Origin of the sequence: Vreelandella populi (assembly GCF_003989825.1) — a bacterium.
Classification (GTDB): Bacteria; Pseudomonadota; Gammaproteobacteria; order Pseudomonadales; family Halomonadaceae; genus Vreelandella; species Vreelandella populi.
Genome location: NZ_RZHE01000014.1, coordinates 14,501 through 35,854, shown reverse-complemented (window position 1 = coordinate 35,854; position 21,354 = coordinate 14,501). Strand labels below are relative to the sequence as shown.

Genomic DNA, 21,354 nt, shown 5'->3' with positions numbered 1-21,354 from the left:
TATTACTGCCTGGGCCGTTGTTTCCAGGTAATTAGCCTGCATATTACGTGTACAGAGCCACACTCCACATCGTCTAATAGTGGAAGAGCCGCGTTAATCTGGCAGACTAGTCATACGCATAACCACATGGCATAACCACATGGAGAGTTGAGATGAGCGATACAGCAAAACCCTGGACGCAGCCCATGCCCGACGCGCAGTTCAAGCTGATGCGCGATATTCTGGCAGCCCCAAGCCCGGTGGGCCTGGAAGCGGCGATGACTTACGGCGTGCTCAAGCCGCATTTTGAAAGCTTTGCTCCCAAGGACTGGCACCTGCACCAGTTCAAGGGCAATGCGGGCGTGGTGCTGGACACCCACCCCGAGCGCGACGATATGTTCACCGTCATGATCATCGGCCATGCGGACAAGATCCGTATGCAGGTGCGTTCAATTGGGGAAGACGGCAAGATCTGGATCAACACCGATTCGTTCCTGCCGACGGTGCTGATCGGTCATGAGGTTAAGCTATTCAGCGAGGACCCGGAACAGCCCGGCAGCTACCGCTGCATCGAAGGCGGCACGGTAGAAGCGCTGGGTGCCATTCACTTCTCTGACCCGGCGCAGCGCGATGGCAGCAAAGGGCTCAAGAAAGAGCAGATCTACCTGGACCTGCAGATTCACGGCGAAAACAAGAAGCAGCAGGTGCTGAATCTGGGCGTGCGCCCCGGCGATTCGATCATTTTCGACCGCCCCATTCGCCCGGGCTTTAGCCCTAACACGTTTTATGGCGCCTACCTGGATAACGGCTTGGGCTGCTTTGTAACCGCTGAAGTTGCCCGGCTGATTGCCGAGGCAGGCGGTACCGAAAACGTGCGCGTACTGTTTGCGATTGCCAGCTACGAAGAGATTGGCCGTTTTGGTAGCCGCGTAATGGCTGGCGAGCTAAAACCCGATGCGCTGATTGGTGTGGACGTGAATCATGACTACGTGGCCGCCCCAGGCATCGGTGACAAGCGCATGCAGCCGCTGGAAATGGGCAAGGGCTTTACCATGTCGGTCGGCTCGATCGCCAGCGAACAACTCAACCGTATCATCGCCACCGCCGCCAAGGAGCAGGACATTCCGATGCAGCGCGATATGGTGGGCGTGGATACCGGCACCGACGGCATGGCGGGCGTACTGGCTTCTATTGACAGCGCTGCCACGTCAATTGGCTTCCCTATCCGTAATATGCATACCATTTCGGAAACCGGAAACACCCAGGACGTGCTGGCGGCTATTCATGCCCTCACCCACACCCTGCAAGCGCTGGATAAACTGCCCAACCTGGAGCGCGAGTTCCTGGATAACCACCCGCGCCTTGACCAAGCAAGTCCGCTTGCCCACCAAGGGCACGCGAAGCCTGAAAACGCAAAGTCTGAAAGTAGTGACGAGAAATAAGCTCGCTGCTGCGTCATAAAAAGAAAGCCCCAGGCATCACTGCCTGGGGCTTTATTGGTTCCTCCGTAATCTTTCCTTACGAACATCCTGTTCGTGCCTCCCTGGTTACCTCAAGCACTCCTTGCTTGTTCTTCCTGCCCACCTTTCCTTGTAGTGCTGCCTACTCTGAACTCGAAATGTGTCAAACACATTAACCTGGGATAGAAAAACTTAAAAAAGCGCCATTCATAGTTAAAACGTATGGATCAGCGCATGAACCCCGCTTAATGACCGCCAATAAATAGCGCAGGTAACGCTTGCTGCTATACTTTGAACGTATCATTTTTTTAATACCACACAGGGATGTCACCACACGGGAAACGCCAATAACCCCATAGGGAGGAAGTCATCGTGCGCGATATTATGGTCAGTCATAAAGTTCACGGTTTGGATCTAATCTGCAGGCGCTGCGGTAATTCAGAGTCACCCACCACGCCGTACCTCAACCGCTTTCGCTTGGAAGGCACTGGCAAAGACATTACCACGTTGCGTTGTCTAAATTGTCAGACAGCGGTATCCCTACCTCTAAGTCAGTTAAACTCGCTTTTCTATCATTACGCCTGCTAAAAAACGGGGGCGGTGACCGCGCTGCCCTTCATACCAAAGTCTACCCATTACGACCAACGACGTATAAACGAAAGTGGTAGCATGCTCTCTCCTTATTGTTAGCAAATTGCTGATAAATTTATGCTGTAGCGTCAGGAGAGACGGATGGGAATATCATTATCGAATTGGCGCCACTGGGTACCATTATTAGCAGGGCCACTTCTTTTTGTACTGATACAGCTCGTGTTGCCCGAGACGCTTATTGACCCCGCGCCTCGTACGGTTCTTGCCTTGACTGTCTGGATGGGTACTTGGTGGGTAACCGAACCCGTACCTATCCCCATCACCTCTTTCTTACCCATGCTGGTGTTACCCTTAAGCGGCGTAATGGTGCTGGATGAAGCCGTGGTGGGCTATGCCAACCCGGTTATCTATATGTACATGGGCGGGTTTATTCTGGCGATTGCCATTGAGCGCTGGAATCTGCACCGGCGTATTGCGCTGGCAATCGTCAACCGTATCGGCAATAGCCTGCGCAGCATTGTGCTGGGGGTTTTGATTGCCTCGGCGTTTCTTTCCATGTGGATTTCAAATGCCGCCACGGCGCTTATGATGCTCCCCATTGCCGTCGCACTTACCAATGAGCTGGACGAACGCGACCAGTTTGAACGTGACCAGCGCGACAGCTTTGCACGTATTTTACTGCTGACCGTCGCTTACTCTGCCTCCATTGGCGGGCTGGCAACAATTATCGGCTCCGTTCCCAATGCCATTGTGGTGGCGATGATCCCGCAGTTCTTCGAAGGCGTAGAAATCAGCTTCTTGCAATGGATGATTTTTGCCCTACCGCTTACCTTGATTCTGCTTGTCATCCTCTATGTTTACCTCACGCGGCTCTACTCGAAGATCCCCGACACACCGCTTGAAATTGATTTCGTGGCCCAAGAACTTGCATCTTTAGGCCCCATGAGCCAAGAAGAAAAGCGCGTGCTTGGGGTGTTTGTGGTAACCGCCCTTGCCTGGGCGTTACGCGGCTGGCTGGCGCCATTTTTTGACCTGCCGATCAACGACACATTGATTGCGGTAACCGCCGCTATTGCGCTGTTTGTGATTCCTGCCCATAACGAGAAACGCGCCCTGCTGGTGTGGGACGATATGAAGAGCCTGCCGTGGGGGCTGTTTATTCTTTGGGGGGGTGGCATGACGCTGGCCGCCGCGTTTGTCGCAAGCGACCTAACCGGCTGGATCAGCAGTCAGCTTCAACTGCTAGACGGGGTGAATTACTTCTGGCTACTGTTGATCATGGTGCTGTTGATGCTGTTCTTGACCGAGATTATCTCGAATACAGCGACTGCCAATATGGCACTACCTATTACCGCAGGCATGGCCGCCGCCATCACGACCGGCAATCCATTAGGTTTGATGGTAGCGGTGGCACTTGCAACCACCTGCGCGTTTATGCTGCCTATTTCGACCCCGCCTAATGCGGCGGTTTTTTCTACAGGGCGCATTTCCATCAAGCAGATGGCAAAAGCAGGCTTTGCCATGAATATTGTAAGCGCTATCGCGATTACACTATTTGTATATTTTATTATGCCTTTATTACTTCCATCTATTTGATTATCAACTAATTAACAACCCACTTATTTAGCCGCAATAAAAAAAACCCCCGTCCATGGCTGGCGGGGGGATTGTTTCGTCCTTAATCCTGCATCACGAACATCCTGTTCATGCTTCCCTGTGCGCTGCAAATATCCTTGATTTGCTCTTCCCTATACACCGCAAACACTCCTTGTTTGCTCATCCATGTAGTGTTCTACACATCTTCCTTAATTACTCTTCCGTGTAATTTGCAAACGTTCCCTGTTTGCTCTCCTTTATGGTCTGCAAGCATTCCTGGCCTGCCTTTCCTTATAACCTGTAGCCATCCTTGCCTGCCCCTCCGTGTTGCCAGCACGCAGTCCTTGCCTGCCTTTCCTTGCGTGCTTCGAACGTCCTTGTGCGATTTTCCTTAAAGCGATTTCCCTGCGCTATGGGTGCACAATGGACCTTATAGTCTTTTAATTATCTAACACAGGTTATGAAGAGAAAAAAAACAACAAATAATTTTCTAAATAAATTAATTATTACCGCTTAAAGCTAAAGTAAAAACCGCTTATTAACGAAAGATAGGAAATAACACGAATCTCAGTAAGTAAAGACAATTATTATACTTTTTGAAGATTTGTTAATCTTAAAAAGGCTATAAAATAAGTTAAAGCTTGGCCCATCAGTAGCTCAATACTATAAATTTTAAAAACATGTCAATTTCTTTTGAGGACTAAAGAACAAGTAGTGTTATATACAACTCTGTATGTAGCAGAACAATAAAAATTCATCAGTTTGTATTCATTTCGTCATTTAAAAGCGTTATAGAAACCCGTTTGAACAATAAATTTACGACTGTGGGGTGGCCCTTCCTTTCTTACGTCAAAAAATGGCTATACAGAGGCATACCACCGTTGTAAACGTGCCATTTCCCCGCTAGTCAGGGTGTTCAGATAAGCCATCGTGATCCGATATTGAGGTTATTTTGTGCCCCGGATCAGTTTCGCAACGCTTTCGTACAATTTATCTATAATTTTTACTTGTACACTGCTTAACTATTCGCTATGGTTTGTATTGTTCGCGGCAAGGAAACCGCATTTAAGGGAATAAATGCTCAGGAAGAGCTGCAAGATGTCATGGACGGCCAAGGTAACAAAAAAACGCCCTCTGCTGAGGGCGTTTTTTTGTGGATAACATTTACAATCTGCTGGCTGCTAAATACGTATTCATTCGCTACGCCTTCTCTTTTTTTCAACGCCGCCCCATCAGAATCATGGCACGACAGTTTTCTCGCTCGGCATAGAACAAGGCTAACAGGATAGGCATCTGGCAGCGACACCTAACGAATGGTAAAGCCGTACTAGCATTTCACTTAGCTACTAATTCTAATACTCTGTCACGCATGCAGCGCTTGAATACAGACCTTTACATTACACATAAAAGCGGCCAATAGGTAAGCAATGGAACTCAGCAGCCAGCGGCAATGGATTGTCTCGCAGATTACGCGCTTTTCAGGCGTAGGCTTGGTACTGGGCACACTCTTCTTTGCATTTTCACTAACCCCAAGCCTGGTACCTCGCCCACTAATAGCGCAGGGCATTGTGTCCGGGCTTAGCTTCACCGCAGGCTATGCCCTTGGGGTAATGGGGCACGGGCTTTGGCGCTACTTACATTTACCCGAGCCTAACCCACGGGTGGAAAGATATTTTCAATGGCTAGCCGCTACCGCCTGCCTGGGTATTGCGGCCATTTTTTTATGGCGAGCTGCTGAGTGGCAAAACAGTATTCGCCAACTAATGGCTATGGAACCCGCCAGCGGTACGCGCCCTTTTTCTATCGCTTTGATTACCTTAGGTGTCTTTGCATTTCTGATGCTAATTGCCCTGCTTTTTAGGCGAACATTCCGGCTGCTTTCCCGTAAGTTAGCTTATGTCCTGCCCCGCCGAACAGCCTATGTGCTAGGCACGGTGGCAGCTATTGCGCTGTTTTGGCTGGTTATTGAAGGGATTATTTTTTCGTATGCGCTAAAGGTGGCCGACCGCTCTTATCAGCAAGTGGATGAGCTAATTCAAAGCGACCTCTCACCTCCTGAAGACTCAACGAAACCCGGTAGCGCCGAGTCGTTAATTAGCTGGGAAGCGTTAGGCAGTCGTGGCCGCCGCTTTGTTACCGAAGGCCCTGACGGTGCGCACATCGGTGACTTCCTTGGAGAAGAATCTGTTGACCCTATCCGCGTTTATGTGGGCCTAAATGCCGCTGAAACACCCGGCGAGCGAGCCGAGCTAGCGCTTGCTGAACTGATCCGAGTCGGCGGTTTTGAGCGCTCAGTACTGATATTAGCTACCCCCACGGGGCGTGGCTGGGTAGATCCCGGGTCTCAGGATACGGTGGAATATCTTCACCGCGGCGATATTGCCACGGTTACCGCCCAATACTCTTATCTCCCCAGTCATCTATCGCTGATTGCTGAAGCAGAATATGGCGTTGAAAATGCCCGTGCGCTATTCACCGCAGTGTATGACTACTGGTCCAGCCTTCCCAACAATGAACGCCCTCGGCTGTATCTGTTTGGCCTCAGTTTAGGCGCACTCAACTCGGATCTTTCGTTTGACCTGTACGATATTATTGATGACCCGTTTAATGGCGTGCTCTGGAGCGGCCCGCCCTTTCGAAGCGATACCTGGAAAAGCGTTACGTCTGACCGTGACCCCGGCTCACCGGCTTGGCTTCCCACGTTCCGCGGTGGTTCGGTAGTTCGCTTCATGAATCAGACGCAAGGGCTTCAAGCAGCACCCGGCGAATGGGGAGATTTTCGTATTGCCTACCTGCAACATGCAAGCGACCCTATCACGTTCTTTGAGCCGGCTGCGTTCTGGCGCGAACCGGAATGGATGCGAGGGCCGCGTGGCCCGGATGTTTCCCCCGAACTGCACTGGTACCCGGTGGTCACGATGCTGCAATTACTCGCGGACCTGGCGACCGGCAGTGCACCCCCAGGCTTTGGCCATGAGTTTGCAGCGGAGCACTATATTGATGCCTGGGCGGCGCTTTCTGAACCACCCGGTTGGGATGAAGCGTCATTGGAGCGTTTGCGCCAATACTTTATTCAAGCAAGAGCAGCACAAGCCAAGAACTAATTTCGTAGCCAATACGCTTAGAAGAGGCGCTATCTAGCCTTTCAGGCGCAACTTACGCGGAGCCTGTATGCATGATCTGGGTATCTGAACGGGTAGCAAACAAATGAGCGTACTGTGAGCATCAAGGCACGAACGTTTTATCGCAACGGGCCATCTCATCGTCCGCATGAACCCAGTAGCTTTGCACTGATTCGCCGCCAGTTCGATTTTCGCTCTATCGAGATTGGACGCTGGGTAACCCCGACCGAGCGCGACCATGCCGCAACGCTGTTTCATGATGCACTGTGTGATCTGATGTTGATTTTGCAAGGCCCGGAGACCCTGGTGTCGTTACGGGGTTCGCTTGCGCTGCAATATGGCAGCGGTGGGCGGCCAGGAGTGGCCGCTCATTACGACCCCGCGCAGCGCAGCTTTGCGCTGGCTAAAAATGCAGGGCCGGGAAGCATCGCCCATGAGTGGTTTCACGCCTTTGATCACTATATTGCGCAAAAGTGTTTCCAGAACATACCCCGCGGCATGTTTGCCTCAACCGCCTGGTTAGCGGATGCGCCCCCCATTCAGCACCCCCTCAACCAGCGTTTGATGGCATGCTTTAAAACCATTCTGTTAACGCCCGATGGCAGCCAACCCAGCGAATTGTTTCAACGTTCAGTGCAAATGGATCAAACACTGGGGCAAACCTATTACAGCAAGCCTGAAGAACTTTGCGCCCGAGCGTTTGAAGCCTTTGTACAGGATGCGCCGATAAAAAATCATTTTCTCGTTAAAGGCACAAAAGCTACCCCAGAGGCCGAGCTAGGCCTTTACCCGCAAGGTAGTACCCGCCAGACCATCAATACGGCTTTTCAAAGCTACTTCAACCAGTTGGGCCTTGCCTTAAGCCGTTCTGCATAAAACATGACCACCGGGTGCAGGCACGCCTCCTCTCTTCCTGCGCGTTATCCCTAGCCTAAATTTCAGCTTTTACAAGGTATCTAAGCACAAAGTCTAGGTTGTGTGCCCAAGTCAGAGTCACCATAATCCGCGCGACTTTAGTTTATCATCCATTAGTTTAATTTAGGAAATGACGAAATAGCCTAGATTGAAAAGCACGCTCAAGGAGCTGAAAATGTCGCTAAGCCTAGCGGGCCTCATTGCTATTGCTGCTATCGTAGCCATGCTATTAAGCGGACGCGTATCCCCCCTCGTGGCATTCGTGCTGGTGCCTATTGTGGCCGCCCTGGTTACTGGTTTTGGTATCGACGATATCGCGACGTTTTATGAACAAGGGTTCGCTCGGGTTATTCCTGTCGCCGTCATGTTTGTGTTTGCCATCCTGTTCTTCGGCATTCTTCAGGATGCGGGACTCTTTGAACCGATCATTCGCAAAGTCCTATCGGTATCTAGAGGTAACGTGGTCAGTATTACCGTGGCGACCGCGCTGGTTGCCAGTATTGCCCATCTGGATGGCTCCGGGGCCACCACGTTTCTGCTTACCATTCCCGCACTTTTGCCCACCTATCAGCGCCTGCGCATGAGCCCTTACCTGCTGCTGTTACTGGTGGGCTTGGGCGCTAGCATCATGAATATGCTTCCCTGGGCCGGCCCGCTCGCCCGGATTGGCTCGGTACTCGGCATGAGCCCGGGCGAGCTGTGGCAACCGCTTATTCCCCTGCAGATATTTGCCCTGGTATTACTGCTGGCACTGGCCGTGGTATTGGGCCTGCGAGAAAACCGGCGTATCAAACGTCTTCCTCCACTCGCCTCGCACGCTTCACAAGATGATGCAGCCAGTGGCGCCACTATTCAGGAAACAGCCGACGCGCAGCCAGTCGCCAAGGTGCCCGGCTGGAAGATGGCGTTTAATGCGTTTTTATTGATTGCGGTTGTCGCCGCACTGACGGTCGACGTTTTACCGCCCGCTCTGGTATTCATGATCGGTGTTGCCTTGGCACTACCGGTAAATATTACCCATATGGATGGCCAGATGCAGAGCATCAAACGCCATGCGCCCAATGCCCTGATCATGGCGACGATTATTATTGCCGCTGGTACTTTCCTGGGCATTCTTAACGGCTCCAACATGCTGAGCGAGTTATCGGCGGATATCGTCGCCATTCTGCCGGCCGCGGTAGTGCCTTATATGCATATATTGATCGGCATTTTCGGCGTTCCGTTTGACCTTATCCTCAGCACCGATGCGTACTTCTTCGCCTTTTTGCCCATCGTTGTCGAAGTAGTCGGCAATGCCGGCGTACCGGCGGTTTCCACGGCCTATGCGATGGTGATCGGTAATATCATCGGCACTTTTGTTAGCCCGCTGGCGCCGGCCGTCTGGCTTGCATTACAGCTTGCCGGGCTGGAAATGGGTAAACACATCCGCTACTCCTTCGGCATCATGTGGGGTTTCAGCCTAGTACTGCTGCTGTTTGGCTATCTTATCGGTGCCATTACCTTATAGCCTGACGCTTCGCTGAAGGCCCCAAGACGAGCTATAAAAAAAGTCCGCTGAGTTTTTCACTCACGCGGGCTTTTTATCTTTCAGCGCTAGCTGGGTAGAAAGTGCCAAGGTCTTTAATTGCCCGGCTGGCCTGGGAAAGGAATAAATTCCGCATTGTCATCCGGGGGAAGCTGAAAGCGGCCGTGCTCGAAGTCGCCCTCTATCCAGGCTTGTTTAGCTGCCTCTAGCTTTTCCTTGGAAGAAGCCACAAAGTTCCAGGAGACATAGCGCGGGCCGTTGAGCGTCTCGCCCCCCAGCAGCATTAATCGCGCACCGCGCGCGCCTGCCGTTACGGTAATCGGGTCGCCGGGGCGGAATACCATCATGCGGCCTTCCTCGAACGACTCCCCGACGATGCTCACACTTCCTGAGGTCACGTAGATGCCGCGGTCTTCATGGTTATCGGGCAGCGGCAGCTTGGCACCTGGCTGTAACGTGGCATCAGCGTAAAACATCTCCGAGAACGTTTGTACGGGAGCCTTTTCACCCCAGGCCGTGCCCAGAATCAAACGCACCTCTTTGCCTTCACCCTGCAATAGCGGCAGTGCGTCCTGCCCCTGGTGCTCGAAGGTGGCAGGTTTATCTTCGTGCTCTTCGGGTAGCGCCACCCAGGTCTGAATGCCGAACAGTGAATGGGGCGACTGCAGGCGCGTCGTGGGGCTCGTACGCTCAGAATGGGTGACCCCATTGCCAGCTACCATCCAGTTGACCTCTCCTGGGTAGATCATTTGGTTGGTACCCAGGCTGTCGCGGTGTTGAAACTCACCCTTATAAAGGTACGTAACGGTGGCCAGCCCGATATGCGGATGCGGGCGAACATCGATCCCACCTTCGGTTAAAAACTCGGCAGGCCCCATTTGATCGAAGAAGATAAACGGGCCCACCATCTGCCGCTTGGGCGCAGGCAGCGCACGGCGTACTTCAAAGCCACCCAGGTCACGCGCACGGGGAATGATCAACGTCTCGATATCATTCAGGCTACCCGCGGATGGGCATTGGGGTTCAATCGTCGGCATCCAACTCATATCTAGCACTCCTCAACAGTCGCTTTTTTATTACTTATTAATCGGGCTTACTCAGCGAAACATCCACGGCGCCACTAAACGCACAACACGAGGCATCACTACATACACCACCAGCCCCACGATAGTGGCGGCAATAAAGCCGTGACGAACGCCCCAGGTACTCAATAACGGAAACGTTTCCAAAACAGGTGCCCATAGAAACGGCACGATCATGGTCAACGGCCAGATCACCCCGGTCGTCACGACCCACTGCTTCCAGCGAACCGGCTGCTTGGTAGGCGCTGCCCCCGATGTGTTAAACCAATAATCGATGCCACTGTTGATCTCGATCTCTTCTTCCTGGCGAAACGCTGGCAAAATATCGCGAACCAGGGCCTGGCGCTCTTCGGATTCCAGCCAGCGCGCTGCTTCTTCAGAAGAGGCAAACCGCAAGGCAATTTCGAAATCGTGATGGCCATCGGTCGGCCTTAAAATATGCACCCCCTGGTGGCCGGGGTACTGGCTCGCCGCCTGGATGATCTTGCGTAGCCACGCCTCATATTCGCTTCGCGCACTGGGTTTGACGCGATGACAGATTTTTAGCGTAACGTTGTTCGCGGCTTGGGCCGAGTTCGAGTCGGCACTCGAATCAGTCATTGAAACAGTCTCTTGTGACATTTGAAGCTTCCGTTATCGGTGAGGATAAAGGCACCGTGCTGCCCCAATCGAGAAACAGGCCACCGGAAACGGATACTGCTTCCGGTGGCCGGCCATTACTGCTTGTTTGTCAGCGTGCTGTAGCTATTCATCAGGTTGCGGTAATCAGGAATGTGGTTCGAGAACAAAGTACCTAGACCTTCAACATCGTTGCGCCAGTCGCGGTGCAGTTCACACGCAGCGCCAAACCAGTTCATCATTTGCGCACCGGCGTTGGACATACGATCCCAGGCGGCATCACGCGTCATGGCATTGAAGGTGCCGGATGCATCGGTAATCACAAACACGTCAAACTCTTCTTCCAGGGCAGAAAGTGCGGGAAAGGCAACACACACTTCCGTCACGACACCGGCGATAATCAGCTGCTTCTTACCGGTTGCTTTGACGGCTTTAACGAAATCTTCATTATCCCAGGCGTTAATTTGGCCAGGGCGAGCGATATAAGGTGCATCTGGGAAGAGTTCTTTTAACTCAGGCATCAACGGGCCGTTAGGGCCATTTTCAAAACTGGTGGTCAGGATAGTCGGCAAGTTGAAGTATTTAGCCATATCGGCCAGGGCCAGCACGTTATTTTTAAAGCGGTCAGGTTCAATATCACGAACCAGTGAAAGCAGGCCTGCTTGATGATCAACTAACAGTACGACGGCGTTATCTTTATCGAGACGAACGTAAGGTTTTGACATGATCCACTCCTAATACTTAGTTAATGGAGCCATCAACACTGGCAGCTCCGGTTGGCCTTGCGACTTACGAAACTGAGTGTAAGCGGTCGCCAGCCGGATGATTAGATGGGAAAATCACGACACACCGTTTCATTTTGAGAACGATAATGACAATCCCCAATCTCAATGACCTTTATTACTTTGTACAAGTGGTGGACCACGAAGGCTTTGCACCGGCGGGCCGTGCCCTAGGCATTGCCAAATCAAACCTTAGCCGGCACGTTGGGGAACTCGAAAAACAGCTAGGGGTTTTGTTGCTGCACCGCTCGACGCGGCACTTGCGCATGACCGATATCGGCCAGCGCTATTACCTGCACTGCAAAGCCATGCTCAAGGAGGCCGAGGCCGCGCAGCAGGTGATTGAAGAGAGCCAGACTGGCCCCTGCGGCACCATTCGGCTTAGCTGCCCCACCGGATTACTCAACTTTCATATCAGTGCCATGCTGGCGGAGTTCATGGTGCTTCACCCTCAGGTACACATTCACCTGGAAGCCGCCAACCGTCATGTGGACCCGCTGACCGAAGGGATCGATATTGCCATTCGTGCTCGCCCCATGCCGTTTGAAGACAGCGATTTATTCCATAAGGTATTGTCAAACAGCAGCCAGTGCCTAGTGGCCAGCCCCAAACTGCTCAGCCAGTACGGCATTCCGCAAGAGCCAAGCGACCTTACCCGCTTTCCGAGCATCACCCGCGCCAGACCCATCGAGCAGCACACCTGGCGGTTGCAGCGCAATGAGCAAATCGAGGTGATCGAACATACGCCGCGCTTGATCACCACCGACATGACCGCCCTTTACCATGCCGCCCTGGCGGGTGTGGGTATTGTGCAACTGCCCAAGCTGGTGCTTCCCGGCTCCATTGAGTCCGGCCAGCTGATGCTGGTACTACCCGAATGGGAGCTCCGCCAGGAGGTGATTCACGCCGTTTACCTGGCACGGCGGGAACTGCTCCCTTCCGTTCGCGCGCTGCTGGACTTCATGGCGGAACGCTATACGGGGCTTGAGCTATAAACCATAAACGCAATTACATAACACTGGGGGTCGGGTCTATGCTTGGGGTACTAACAGAGGAGGTCAATATGTCTCAGCAACAGTGTGCATGCCCTAAGTGCGATTGTTCCGTTGATAGCCAAGCCATTGAGAAAAACGGCCAGAAATTCTGCTCAGAATCCTGCGCCATTGGCCATACAGACGGCTCAACAGGCTGCGGCCATGGCTGCAGTTGCGGTAAGTAACCGCTTACGCTAGACGATAAGATACAGCGCTCGGCAGCTTCTGCTGGGCGCTTTTTTAGTACTATCATGGGCGTGTTCTCCCTTGCATTCCGCTGCCCCGTTCGAACTATAAATCTCTCGCTGCCGTGCGCAAACGGGGTCTATGCGCTAATCTGAAATGACCTAAACCACTTACAGGGAAAGTAAAATGCCTTCTACTACCGTTATTGTCGTTGTTGTCGTAATCATCGCCGTATTGGGTATTGGTTTCAGCGGCGTTCTACCGTTCTAACCCATCGGTAGCCGAATCAATTTTATAAGGCGGATAGGGGAACTTGAGAGAGCTTGGGCTTCCCCATCTTGCAATAAAAAGCCCGCTGATAATTCAGCGGGCTTTTTTGCCAGTGCTCCTAGGCCAATAACAATTTTTCCAGTCAGAAGCCTTCCAGCACGATTTTGCCTTTCGCCTTGCCGCTTTCCAGCAGTGCATGGGCACGACGAAGATTTTCGGCGCTGATGCGCCCGTAGTTGTCGCCTACTGTCGTGCGCAAGACACCCGCATCTATCTGCCGCGCCACTTCATTGAGGATGTTGTGCTGCTCCTGCATGTCTTCGGTCTCGTACAGCGAGCGGGTGTACATTAGCTCCCAGTGCAGCGACAGGCTCTTGCGCTTCAGCGGTACGACGTCCAGCGTGGCTGGGTCATCGATCAGGCCCAGCCTACCCTGGGGCTTCAGCGACTCGATGATTTGCTCGTAGTGCCGGTCGGTCTGCGTCAGGCTTGCGACGTAGTTGACCTCGGGGATACCGATGCGCTTGAGCTCTTCGCTGAGTGGCTTGGTGTGGTCAATGACATGGTGCGCGCCAAGCTCGGTGACCCAGGCCTGGGTTTCAGGGCGCGAAGCCGTACCAATGATGGTCAGCCCGGTAAATTGGCGCGCCAGCTGAGTCAGGATTGAACCCACCCCGCCAGCAGCGCCGATGATCAGCAGCGTTTTGCCTCGATCAGCGGTGTCACGCGCAACACCCAAGCGATCAAAAAGCAGTTCCCAAGCCGTCAAGGAAGTCAGCGGTAGTGCCGCAGCCTGGCCAAATTCCAGCGACTCGGGCATTGAACCGACAATACGCTCGTCGACTAACTGTAGTTCACTGTTACTGCCCGGGCAGATCAGCGACCCGGCGTACCAGACCTTGTCGCCGGGCTTGAATAGCGTCACGTCGGAACCCACCGACTTAACCACCCCTGCCGCGTCCCAACCGAGAATACGCGGCTGGCTTTCGTCCTCGTGGGGCACATAGCCCTGACGCACCTTGGTATCCACAGGATTGACCGATACGGCCTTCACCTCTACGAGCAAGTCGCGCGGCCCCGGCGCTGGATCGGGTAGATCGATCTCCACCAGGGCATCAGGGTGTTCAACAGGCAAACATTTGAAATGTGCGATAGATTTCATTCGGAGCTCCTCAGGAGACGCGGTACATTTTCGTAACGGAGAATTTTTCAGTAGTGCGTTCGATGATTGGCAGCGCTGCCTGAAAATGCGAAGTCGCTTCGTGCGCAGTCAGCGCCGATTCGTCTCGCCATTGCTCGATCATGTGAAAGGTGCGAGCTTGCTCGGCATCACGATGGAAGTCGTACTGGATACAGTCTGCTTCGACTCGGCTTAGACCTTGCAGATCCTGCAGCGTTTGCTCAAGTTCGGCTTCGGAGCCAGTCTTGGCGAGTAGCGTAGCGACCAGTGTTAGGGGAACTGTCATCAAACCTTCTGTCTATGATTAATTGAGAGGCGCTGTTCGACCGACACGAATGTATTGTAGATGTTCATATCGACCATACAGCGAAGAACCCAAACTTGGATTACAACGCGACAACGATTTTGCCCACCTGGGCATTCGACTCCATGTAGCGGTGGGCCTCGGCCATCTCATCGAAGCCGAATGTACGGTCGATCACGGGTCGCAGCTGTCCGGAGGCAAGCCCTTCATTGATGAAGCTTTTGGCCCGTTCGAGCTTTTCCTGATCTTGGGTAATCTCGAAAAGTTGATAGCCGCGCAGCGTCAGATGCTTGCCGAGCAGATCCATAACCGACACGGGGATATCCCGGCTGTCCAAAGCGCCGTATTGGAAGAAGATACCGTGCTTTGCTAGCGCCTTAAGCACCAGGGCCACTTCGGGACCGCCCACCGGATCGAAGGCCATGCGGGCGCCCTCGCCATGGGTAATCGCCATGACCTCGGCCACCATGTCTTGCTCCTGGGTCGCAATGACTGTCGCCGCCCCAGCCTGAAGCAGGGCCTCACGCTTTTCGCTAGTGCGGGTCAGCGCCACCGGAATGGCGCCAACCATGTTGGCGATCTGGATCGCAGCAAGCCCCACGCTGCTAGATGCAGCACGGATCAGCACTGCCTCTCCCGCCTGCAACCCACCTAGTTCGATCAGTGCGCCATAGGCCGTGACAAACTTCATCCACGTCGCCGCTGCCTCGGCGAAAGAGAGGGCTTCCGGGTGTTTCACCACCGCATGTGCGGGTGCGTTGACTAGCTCCCCGTACAAGCCATATTCGTCAAAGGAGAAGGCTGGCACTACGCTGACCGCATCGCCAACAGCGAAGCTGACCACGCCCGGACCAACTGCCGCCACGGTACCCGCAGCCTCGTAGCCCAGCATGGCAGGAAATTTCGGCTCGATAACATACTGGCCTGTGCGGTACATCACTTCGGCGCGGTTGATGCCGAGCGCCTTGACGCTAATTTGAACTTCGTTCGCGCCGGGAGCCGGCACGTCGATCTCGTCGATCTGCAGAACCTCGGGTCCACCGGTGCGGTGAAAGCGTATGACGCGTGGCATAGCGTTATCCTCAGCTAAAGATACGGGGGGACGGAGCCACGGAGCGGGCTCAGCCAAGTAGCCACCAGCGCCTACAGGCACTGGTGCATCGGGAGATTAGGCTATCAAGGGCCGGCCTCTCCTCGATGGGATTACTTGTAGCGTTCTAGCCAGTGTGCATAGGGCGCGGGCAACGTCCAAGACGCACGCTCTACCCCTAGCTCTTGGGCGGCGAAGTAGGACCAGTTCGGGTTGCCTAAATGCGCCCGGCCGATCATCGCCAGATCCAGTTGCCCACTTTTAATCGCTTCTTCGGCGATACTCGGCGTGCCAAAACCCCATGCCGAGGCCACCGGAATCCCCGCCTCGCGGCCTACTCGCTGAGCGACCTCACCCATGAAGCCCGGGCCCCAGGGAATGTTGGATTCAGGGATGGTAAACCCGATGCTCACACTGAGCAGATCCAGCCCACTGCTTTTGAAGCGACGTGTCAGTTCGATCGCCTCGCTCAGGGTTTGTTCGTCACGGCCGTCGTATTCGATGACCCCTAGACGCGCAGTCAGGGGAAGGTGCTCCGGCCATACTTCGCGAACCGCTGCCAGCGTTTCCAGCAGGAAGCGGCTACGGTTGTCGAAACTACCGCCGTAGGCGTCATCACGATGATTGGAGTGCTCGGAAAGGAACGACTGGGCCAGATAGCCGTGGGCAAAATGCAGCTCCAGCCACTCGAAACCCGCGTCACGTGCACGGCGCGCGGCTGAGACGAAATCCTCGCGCACTCGGGCAATGTCTTCCAAGGTCATGGCTTTTGGCTGTTTATCAAGATGGGCGCCAAAGGCAATCGCTGACGGGGCGATGGTCTGCCAGCCACGCGAATCATCTTCCCCGATATGGTCATCACCTTCCCAAGGGCGGTTCGCGCTGGCCTTGCGCCCTGCGTGGGCGATCTGGATACCCGGCACGGAACCCGCTGCCTTGATCGACTGCACCACCGGCACGAAGGCCTGGGCAAGCTCGTCATCCCAGATACCGGCGCATCCGGGGGTGATACGACCTTCCGGCGACACGGCGGTGGCCTCGACCACCACCAGCCCCGCTCCACCGCGTGCCAAAGATGCGTAGTGCACACGGTGCCACTCATTGATCAGGCCATCTTCGGCTGAGTACATGCACATGGGGGGAATCGCGATCCGGTTACGCAGGGTGACGTCTTTCAGCGTGAAGGGTTGGAACAGCGCAGACATTAAGATTTCTCCAAAGGGGTTATTACTTAAGTTCGATAATATTCGAACTATGGGCAAAGGGCAAATTCGTGTATGATTTACCCATGCGCCCTTTCAAACATCCCCCCGTTAGCGAGTTCGTTCTTGAGCGTCTACTTTACGCCTTGAGTGATCCTGTGCGTCTGGACATTGTTCGGCGCCTTGCCGAATTAGGTGAGGCAAGCTGCGGCGAGTTAGATGGTGGCCGTCCGAAGTCCACCATGTCGCATCATTTCCGGATACTGCGAGATGTCGGGTTAGTAAACACTCACACCGTCGGTACGACCCATATGAATTCGCTGCGTCAAGATGACGTGAATAGTCGGTTTCCAGGACTACTGGATGCGATTCTTGTCCAGAAGGAATAGTACTGGCTGTACGAAATACGGGAGTTAATGGGCCGCCATTATAATTCTATGGAGCAGATGGGGAGACCCGAACTCCTACCACGCCCTACAAGAAAAGCTCCTAGAAATTAGCGCCACCAAGATGCTGATAAAGGGCGATCAGTAGCAAAGGGAAATAGGCTCGGCGACACCCCAAAACATTGCCGTGCAAATAACTACATCATACTGTTAGCGTCACGGAACCCGCCGCAACCCGCTTAGACCCAAGCTATTGATTACGCTTGCCACCGAACAAAATACCCACGCGCACGCGCCGCAACGGTTCACCAATCAAGGCGATCAGCCCGACCCCTACCGCAATGGCGAGTATATCGGAAGGTACCAACTTGAAACCGCCTAAAGCGATCAGCAGGGCTGTGGCCGCAGCAGGTGGATGCGAAGCCTTGAGTAGTTGCTGAACGAACAAGCAAACGCCCATCGCGATGGCCGACGCGCCGACACGCGACAAAGCTATAGTCTGACTCGACAGCACCGATGGGTCCTGGCTTGCCCCGGTCAGTAGAACACCGACTGCACCTGCGGCCACGCCAGTCGCGTGCCCTACCACTGTGTTGTAAAGCCTGGCTGACTCTAGGTTGGGCTTGTGCATATGCAAGTAAATACTCGGCCCCAAGCTAGGGAATAGCCAGGGTTGGCCAGCAACTAGCGCTACCCCCCCGATCAATAGCGTCGTGAGCGCAGCGGCAACCGGCGACCAAAACCACTCCGGGCCGCCAAACGATTTTTCATTCTTCTTCATGTTCTCGCTCATCAGCTGGGTACTATCAGGCTTTGCGGAGCGGTCTGCTTGATCCGCGTCTTCAGCCAAGCCAGTTGTCGGCTGTTGTGCCCCGACATGCGTTGCAATAGCTCCATCATTTCATCGTCGCGCAGCGCCTGCGCTGCCTGCTGCAATACGACAATCGATATATGCGATTCCTGTGCCAATAGCCAGCAGTCATGCAGGTCGCGCAGAAGCGAGAGAGGCCCTTCATGGTGGCTTGGCTGAAGCACCTCAAGCAGCTTGTCTGCCTCCCTTTTCTGGGTTTCGCCATAGCGCTGAATACACGGTTGCAGGTCTTCGGCATGCGCTTTTGAGAAGCGCGCCAGCATTTTGCATATCGCACCAATGTCCGGCTCAGCCTTATGCTTTTCCGCCACACCAAACAGCGCCTTGGCCGTGGCGCGCGAGCTATCGTCGAGCAGACCAAGATAATCAGCCACATGCTGTCTGGGGTTCTCTGAAGCTTCCTTTAAATGCTCGTCGCGCTTCGGATCATCCGGCTCGAAGGGTTGGCCCGGCTGCATCTTTTGTAAACGCACTGCGGCGTACTTGAAATACGGCTGCTTGCTCACCGGGTCCCATTCATACAGCGTTATCTCATTGACTGCCCGGGGCCGCTCATCATTGTCCCAGTAACCATAGTGAAACGGCATGAACAGGTGGCCAGGTTCGATATCACCAAGACGCGCAACAGCGTAGGCCCAACCGCGCCGGCTCTCGATCTGCAACATGTCTCCCTCTTCGATCCCCTGACGCGCTGCATCCTCGGCATTAAGCTGAATAAAGGCATCCGGCGCCGCTTCGTTCAGTTCTCGAGAATGGGCTGTCTTGGTCCGCGTATGGAAGTGGTACACCACTCTTCCAGTGGTCAGGTGTAAAGGGTAATCGTCGTCCACTGTTTCGTGAGGAGCAACGTAGTCGGTGCCCTTCAATAGAGCGCGACCAGCGGGGTGCAGGGCTTTGAATGTTTTGGGTGTGACGGCCGCGCCGGTATCAAGATCATGGCCAAAATTTTCTGCTGTATCATAAAATGTGCGAAAGACGTGATCGGTATAAAGGTGCTCGCACCCGTCCGGATACTGATCATTGCACGGCCACTGAATACCGGAGCCTCCGCTTAGCTTTTCATAGCTCATCCCTGTGTAATCACAGAGTTGCCCCCGCGTGCATTCGCGCCATGCATCGAATGCCTTCTCGGGCGTGTTCCACTTGATCAACGGCTCGCCGTCCTTATCGCGAAAATCCATCCGACGTGCATAATCGAGCCAGATATCGAGATCAGCGCGCGCTTCACCCGGAGGCTCGATGGCCTTGTGGGAAATGTGTACCGTTCGGTCTACGTTCGTGAAGCAACCGGTTTTCTCGCCCCAGATCGCTGCTGGCAACACTACATCGGCCAGCGCGGTCGTCTCGGTATGAAAGCCGTCCTGCACTACCACGAAGAGATCATCACGTGAAAGCATCGCACGCACACGATGCAGGTTCGGTAATGATACGGCTGGATTGGTGGCTGAAATCCAGAGCATCTTCAACGTGCCTTTTTCCGCATAGCGGAAGATTTCCAGCGCATGCGTCGGCGGCTTCCAGGCTGGAAGTTGCTCCTTCTCGATGTTCCACACATCCGCCAACTGCTGGACATGTTCGGGGTTTTCCCAATTGCGAAAGGCTGGCAGGTCGCCATCGGCACCGCACTCACGCGTGTTCTGCGCCGTAGGCTGGCCATTCATCTGCAATATTCCGCTGCCAGGCTTACCAATTAGCCCGCGGATGAGGTTAATGTTGTTGACCTGAACCGCTGCAGCCGTTGCCTGGTTCGACTGATAGACGCCCTGCAAGACTGTCGAGACCAAGCTTTTGGCCTCGCCAAGAATCGCAGCAGCAGCACGCAGGTCAGCTACCGGCACGCCGGTCAGTTCTTCAACACGCTCTGGTGAATACTTCGCCACGGTTTGCTTGAGCTTATCGAAGCCCATTGTGTGATTGTCGATGAAGTCCTGGTCGATGTGTCCCGCTTCAATGATCAAATTGAGCAGACCGTTGAGCAATGGCACGTTGGTGCCGCCCCGTGGCGCCAGGTGAACATCCGCCTCGGCCGCAGTAGCCGTACGCCGCGGGTCAATCACCACCAGCTGGGGCGGGCGGGGTCCGTGTAGACGGTCGAGAATTCGCATCCATAACACGGTCTGGGTATTGGAAATGTTGTGGCCGACGTGAAGGATCGCGTCGGTCGTGTCCAGATCAGTATAGCTACCCGGCTGACCATCCGAGCCGAAGCTTTCCTTCAACGCTGCCGCGGCGGTTGCGGTGCATAACCGGGTATTACCATCCATGTGTGGCGTGCCAAGGCCAGCCTTGCCAATCACAGCGAGGGTATAGTACTCCTCCAGAAACAACTGACCCGAGGTGTAGAAGCCTATCGCGTTAGCCGTATATCGTTCGTGGATTTCCTTTGAGCGGCGCACAATCAGATCCATCGCCTCGTCCCAGCTGGCCGGTTCCAGCTCTCCACTGTCGCGGCGAACCAGCGGCTGAGTGAGCCGATTTTCGCTATGATTAGCAACCCAGCCGTGCATTCCCTTCGGCCCAAGGCGGCCTCGATTGACCCGGTCATCACTACGACCGCGCACGCCGACGATTTTCCCGTCTTTGACACCGATGTCTAACCCGCACCCGTTCGAACACAGCACGCAGGCCGATTGTACCCAGTGATCGGGTGCATCGTCGGCAAGCTGATAATCCAGGCGATCAAGCCATTGGCCAGCGTAGGGCGTTCTTTCTCCCCAGATATTTTCGATACTGTCTCGTGATCGTGTCGTCATGGCAGGCTCCTATCACGTACTTATGGTGTCGGCTAAGGGCAGCATAGTAGTTGGCGGTACTTTCAACCTAGCCGAGTATCGCTGGGTCAGGCTAGTTGGATTAACACCTTCGATATTTGAGTAGGGTTTTAACCTGAAGGACGCGATCGAAAATGTGCTTGGGAAAGATATCGCCGACGAAACCGACGATGTCGCCAACTTGTAAGAACGCCGGCAACAATGAACGAAGTCGCTCAGGAAAGAAGAGGGAGCATCTGGCTAGTTAGCTAATGGCATACCAGATGATAGGAAACGGTTACCACAGCCTGAGCTAGATCGGAGCAATGGGATTTGGAGGATTTACCTTCGTAACTCGACAGCCTCTACTACGATTCATCAGTCGAAGTGTTAAAGGAAAGTCAACGTAGC

The 21,354-nt window shown here is 54.1% G+C and carries 17 protein-coding genes; 8 read left to right on the top strand and 9 right to left on the bottom strand.

Features of this window, described 5'->3' with window-relative positions:
• The first annotated feature begins 152 nt into the window (after window positions 1-152).
• The 5 genes from ELY25_RS13915 (at window position 153) to ELY25_RS13895 (ending at window position 9,170) form a co-directional block, all read left to right on the top strand.
• Window positions 153-1,421 carry a M20/M25/M40 family metallo-hydrolase gene (locus ELY25_RS13915; RefSeq protein WP_126951878.1) on the top strand — a complete coding sequence of 423 codons (1,269 nt, stop codon included), beginning with the start codon at window positions 153-155 and terminating at the stop codon, window positions 1,419-1,421.
• Between the two features lie 750 nt (window positions 1,422-2,171).
• Window positions 2,172-3,626, top strand: a complete 1,455-nt coding sequence (locus ELY25_RS13910; RefSeq protein ID WP_126951877.1) for an SLC13 family permease — start codon at window positions 2,172-2,174, stop codon at window positions 3,624-3,626.
• A 1,427-nt stretch (window positions 3,627-5,053) separates the two neighbouring features.
• Entirely contained in the window at window positions 5,054-6,730 is a 1,677-nt protein-coding gene (locus tag ELY25_RS13905; RefSeq protein WP_126951876.1) for an alpha/beta hydrolase, read from the top strand.
• Window positions 6,731-6,844: 114 nt separating this feature from the next.
• The gene (locus tag ELY25_RS13900; protein WP_126951875.1) at window positions 6,845-7,624 is read left to right on the top strand and encodes a CLCA_X family protein; all 780 of its coding nucleotides are present in this window, start codon (window positions 6,845-6,847) and stop codon (window positions 7,622-7,624) included.
• Window positions 7,625-7,838: 214 nt separating this feature from the next.
• Complete coding sequence (locus tag ELY25_RS13895) at window positions 7,839-9,170, top strand: CitMHS family transporter (RefSeq protein WP_126951874.1); 1,332 nt, start codon at window positions 7,839-7,841, stop codon at window positions 9,168-9,170.
• A 113-nt stretch (window positions 9,171-9,283) separates the two neighbouring features.
• Here ELY25_RS13895 and ELY25_RS13890 read toward each other — a convergent pair whose 3' ends face one another.
• The 3 genes from ELY25_RS13890 to ycaC form a co-directional block, all read right to left on the bottom strand.
• Window positions 9,284-10,234 carry a pirin family protein gene (locus ELY25_RS13890; RefSeq protein WP_126951873.1) on the bottom strand — a complete coding sequence of 317 codons (951 nt, stop codon included), beginning with the start codon at window positions 10,232-10,234 and terminating at the stop codon, window positions 9,284-9,286.
• A 51-nt stretch (window positions 10,235-10,285) separates the two neighbouring features.
• Window positions 10,286-10,870, bottom strand: a complete 585-nt coding sequence (locus ELY25_RS13885; protein WP_236995744.1) for an antibiotic biosynthesis monooxygenase — start codon at window positions 10,868-10,870, stop codon at window positions 10,286-10,288.
• A gap of 116 nt (window positions 10,871-10,986) precedes the next feature.
• Window positions 10,987-11,613: an isochorismate family cysteine hydrolase YcaC gene (ycaC, locus tag ELY25_RS13880; protein WP_126951871.1), complete on the bottom strand. Its 627-nt coding sequence runs from the start codon at window positions 11,611-11,613 to the stop codon at window positions 10,987-10,989.
• A 146-nt stretch (window positions 11,614-11,759) separates the two neighbouring features.
• On the opposite strand from ycaC, the gene ELY25_RS13875 reads away from it, so the two are divergent.
• Both ELY25_RS13875 and ELY25_RS13870 read left to right on the top strand, forming a co-directional pair.
• Window positions 11,760-12,665, top strand: coding sequence for a LysR substrate-binding domain-containing protein (locus ELY25_RS13875; protein WP_126951870.1), 906 nt, complete (start codon window positions 11,760-11,762; stop codon window positions 12,663-12,665).
• 38 nt (window positions 12,666-12,703) lie between these two features.
• The gene (locus tag ELY25_RS13870) at window positions 12,704-12,889 is read left to right on the top strand and encodes a metallothionein (RefSeq protein WP_335808209.1); all 186 of its coding nucleotides are present in this window, start codon (window positions 12,704-12,706) and stop codon (window positions 12,887-12,889) included.
• Between the two features lie 413 nt (window positions 12,890-13,302).
• Here ELY25_RS13870 and ELY25_RS13865 read toward each other — a convergent pair whose 3' ends face one another.
• The 4 genes from ELY25_RS13865 to ELY25_RS13850 form a co-directional block, all read right to left on the bottom strand.
• Entirely contained in the window at window positions 13,303-14,322 is a 1,020-nt protein-coding gene (locus tag ELY25_RS13865; protein ID WP_126951868.1) for a zinc-binding alcohol dehydrogenase family protein, read from the bottom strand.
• Window positions 14,323-14,332: 10 nt separating this feature from the next.
• A complete protein-coding gene (locus tag ELY25_RS13860) occupies window positions 14,333-14,626 on the bottom strand; it encodes a putative quinol monooxygenase (protein WP_126951867.1) in 294 nt (97 codons plus the stop codon).
• A 100-nt stretch (window positions 14,627-14,726) separates the two neighbouring features.
• Complete coding sequence (locus ELY25_RS13855) at window positions 14,727-15,716, bottom strand: zinc-dependent alcohol dehydrogenase family protein (protein ID WP_126951866.1); 990 nt, start codon at window positions 15,714-15,716, stop codon at window positions 14,727-14,729.
• A 131-nt stretch (window positions 15,717-15,847) separates the two neighbouring features.
• On the bottom strand, window positions 15,848-16,939 hold the full coding sequence (locus ELY25_RS13850; protein WP_126951865.1) for an NADH:flavin oxidoreductase/NADH oxidase: 1,092 nt from the start codon (window positions 16,937-16,939) through the stop codon (window positions 15,848-15,850).
• An 83-nt stretch (window positions 16,940-17,022) separates the two neighbouring features.
• On the opposite strand from ELY25_RS13850, the gene ELY25_RS13845 reads away from it, so the two are divergent.
• Window positions 17,023-17,325 (top strand): ArsR/SmtB family transcription factor, encoded by a 303-nt coding sequence (locus ELY25_RS13845; protein ID WP_185856353.1) that lies wholly within the window; start codon window positions 17,023-17,025, stop codon window positions 17,323-17,325.
• Between the two features lie 247 nt (window positions 17,326-17,572).
• On the opposite strand, the gene ELY25_RS13840 is transcribed toward ELY25_RS13845, so the two are convergent.
• Together ELY25_RS13840 and ELY25_RS13835 are read right to left on the bottom strand one after the other, a co-directional pair.
• A complete protein-coding gene (locus ELY25_RS13840) occupies window positions 17,573-18,103 on the bottom strand; it encodes an HPP family protein (protein WP_185856355.1) in 531 nt (176 codons plus the stop codon).
• A gap of 11 nt (window positions 18,104-18,114) precedes the next feature.
• A complete protein-coding gene (locus ELY25_RS13835; RefSeq protein ID WP_126951862.1) occupies window positions 18,115-20,946 on the bottom strand; it encodes a molybdopterin oxidoreductase family protein in 2,832 nt (943 codons plus the stop codon).
• Window positions 20,947-21,354 lie beyond the last annotated feature (408 nt).

Excerpts from the sequence above, each read along its gene's own strand:
- ELY25_RS13915 (WP_126951878.1), top strand. The coding sequence starts at position 153 with ATGAGCGATACAGCAAAACCCTGGACGCAGCCCATGCCCGACGCGCAG.
- ELY25_RS13910 (WP_126951877.1), top strand. The coding sequence starts at position 2,172 with ATGGGAATATCATTATCGAATTGGCGCCACTGGGTACCATTATTAGCA.
- ELY25_RS13905 (WP_126951876.1), top strand. The coding sequence starts at position 5,054 with ATGGAACTCAGCAGCCAGCGGCAATGGATTGTCTCGCAGATTACGCGC.
- ELY25_RS13895 (WP_126951874.1), top strand. The coding sequence starts at position 7,839 with ATGTCGCTAAGCCTAGCGGGCCTCATTGCTATTGCTGCTATCGTAGCC.
- ELY25_RS13890 (WP_126951873.1), bottom strand. The coding sequence starts at position 10,234 with ATGAGTTGGATGCCGACGATTGAACCCCAATGCCCATCCGCGGGTAGC.
- ELY25_RS13885 (WP_236995744.1), bottom strand. The coding sequence starts at position 10,870 with ATGACTGATTCGAGTGCCGACTCGAACTCGGCCCAAGCCGCGAACAAC.
- ycaC (WP_126951871.1), bottom strand. The coding sequence starts at position 11,613 with ATGTCAAAACCTTACGTTCGTCTCGATAAAGATAACGCCGTCGTACTG.
- ELY25_RS13875 (WP_126951870.1), top strand. The coding sequence starts at position 11,760 with ATGACAATCCCCAATCTCAATGACCTTTATTACTTTGTACAAGTGGTG.
- ELY25_RS13870 (WP_335808209.1), top strand. The coding sequence starts at position 12,704 with ATGCTTGGGGTACTAACAGAGGAGGTCAATATGTCTCAGCAACAGTGT.
- ELY25_RS13865 (WP_126951868.1), bottom strand. The coding sequence starts at position 14,322 with ATGAAATCTATCGCACATTTCAAATGTTTGCCTGTTGAACACCCTGAT.
- ELY25_RS13860 (WP_126951867.1), bottom strand. The coding sequence starts at position 14,626 with ATGACAGTTCCCCTAACACTGGTCGCTACGCTACTCGCCAAGACTGGC.
- ELY25_RS13855 (WP_126951866.1), bottom strand. The coding sequence starts at position 15,716 with ATGCCACGCGTCATACGCTTTCACCGCACCGGTGGACCCGAGGTTCTG.
- ELY25_RS13850 (WP_126951865.1), bottom strand. The coding sequence starts at position 16,939 with ATGTCTGCGCTGTTCCAACCCTTCACGCTGAAAGACGTCACCCTGCGT.
- ELY25_RS13845 (WP_185856353.1), top strand. The coding sequence starts at position 17,023 with ATGCGCCCTTTCAAACATCCCCCCGTTAGCGAGTTCGTTCTTGAGCGT.
- ELY25_RS13840 (WP_185856355.1), bottom strand. The coding sequence starts at position 18,103 with ATGAAGAAGAATGAAAAATCGTTTGGCGGCCCGGAGTGGTTTTGGTCG.
- ELY25_RS13835 (WP_126951862.1), bottom strand. The coding sequence starts at position 20,946 with ATGACGACACGATCACGAGACAGTATCGAAAATATCTGGGGAGAAAGA.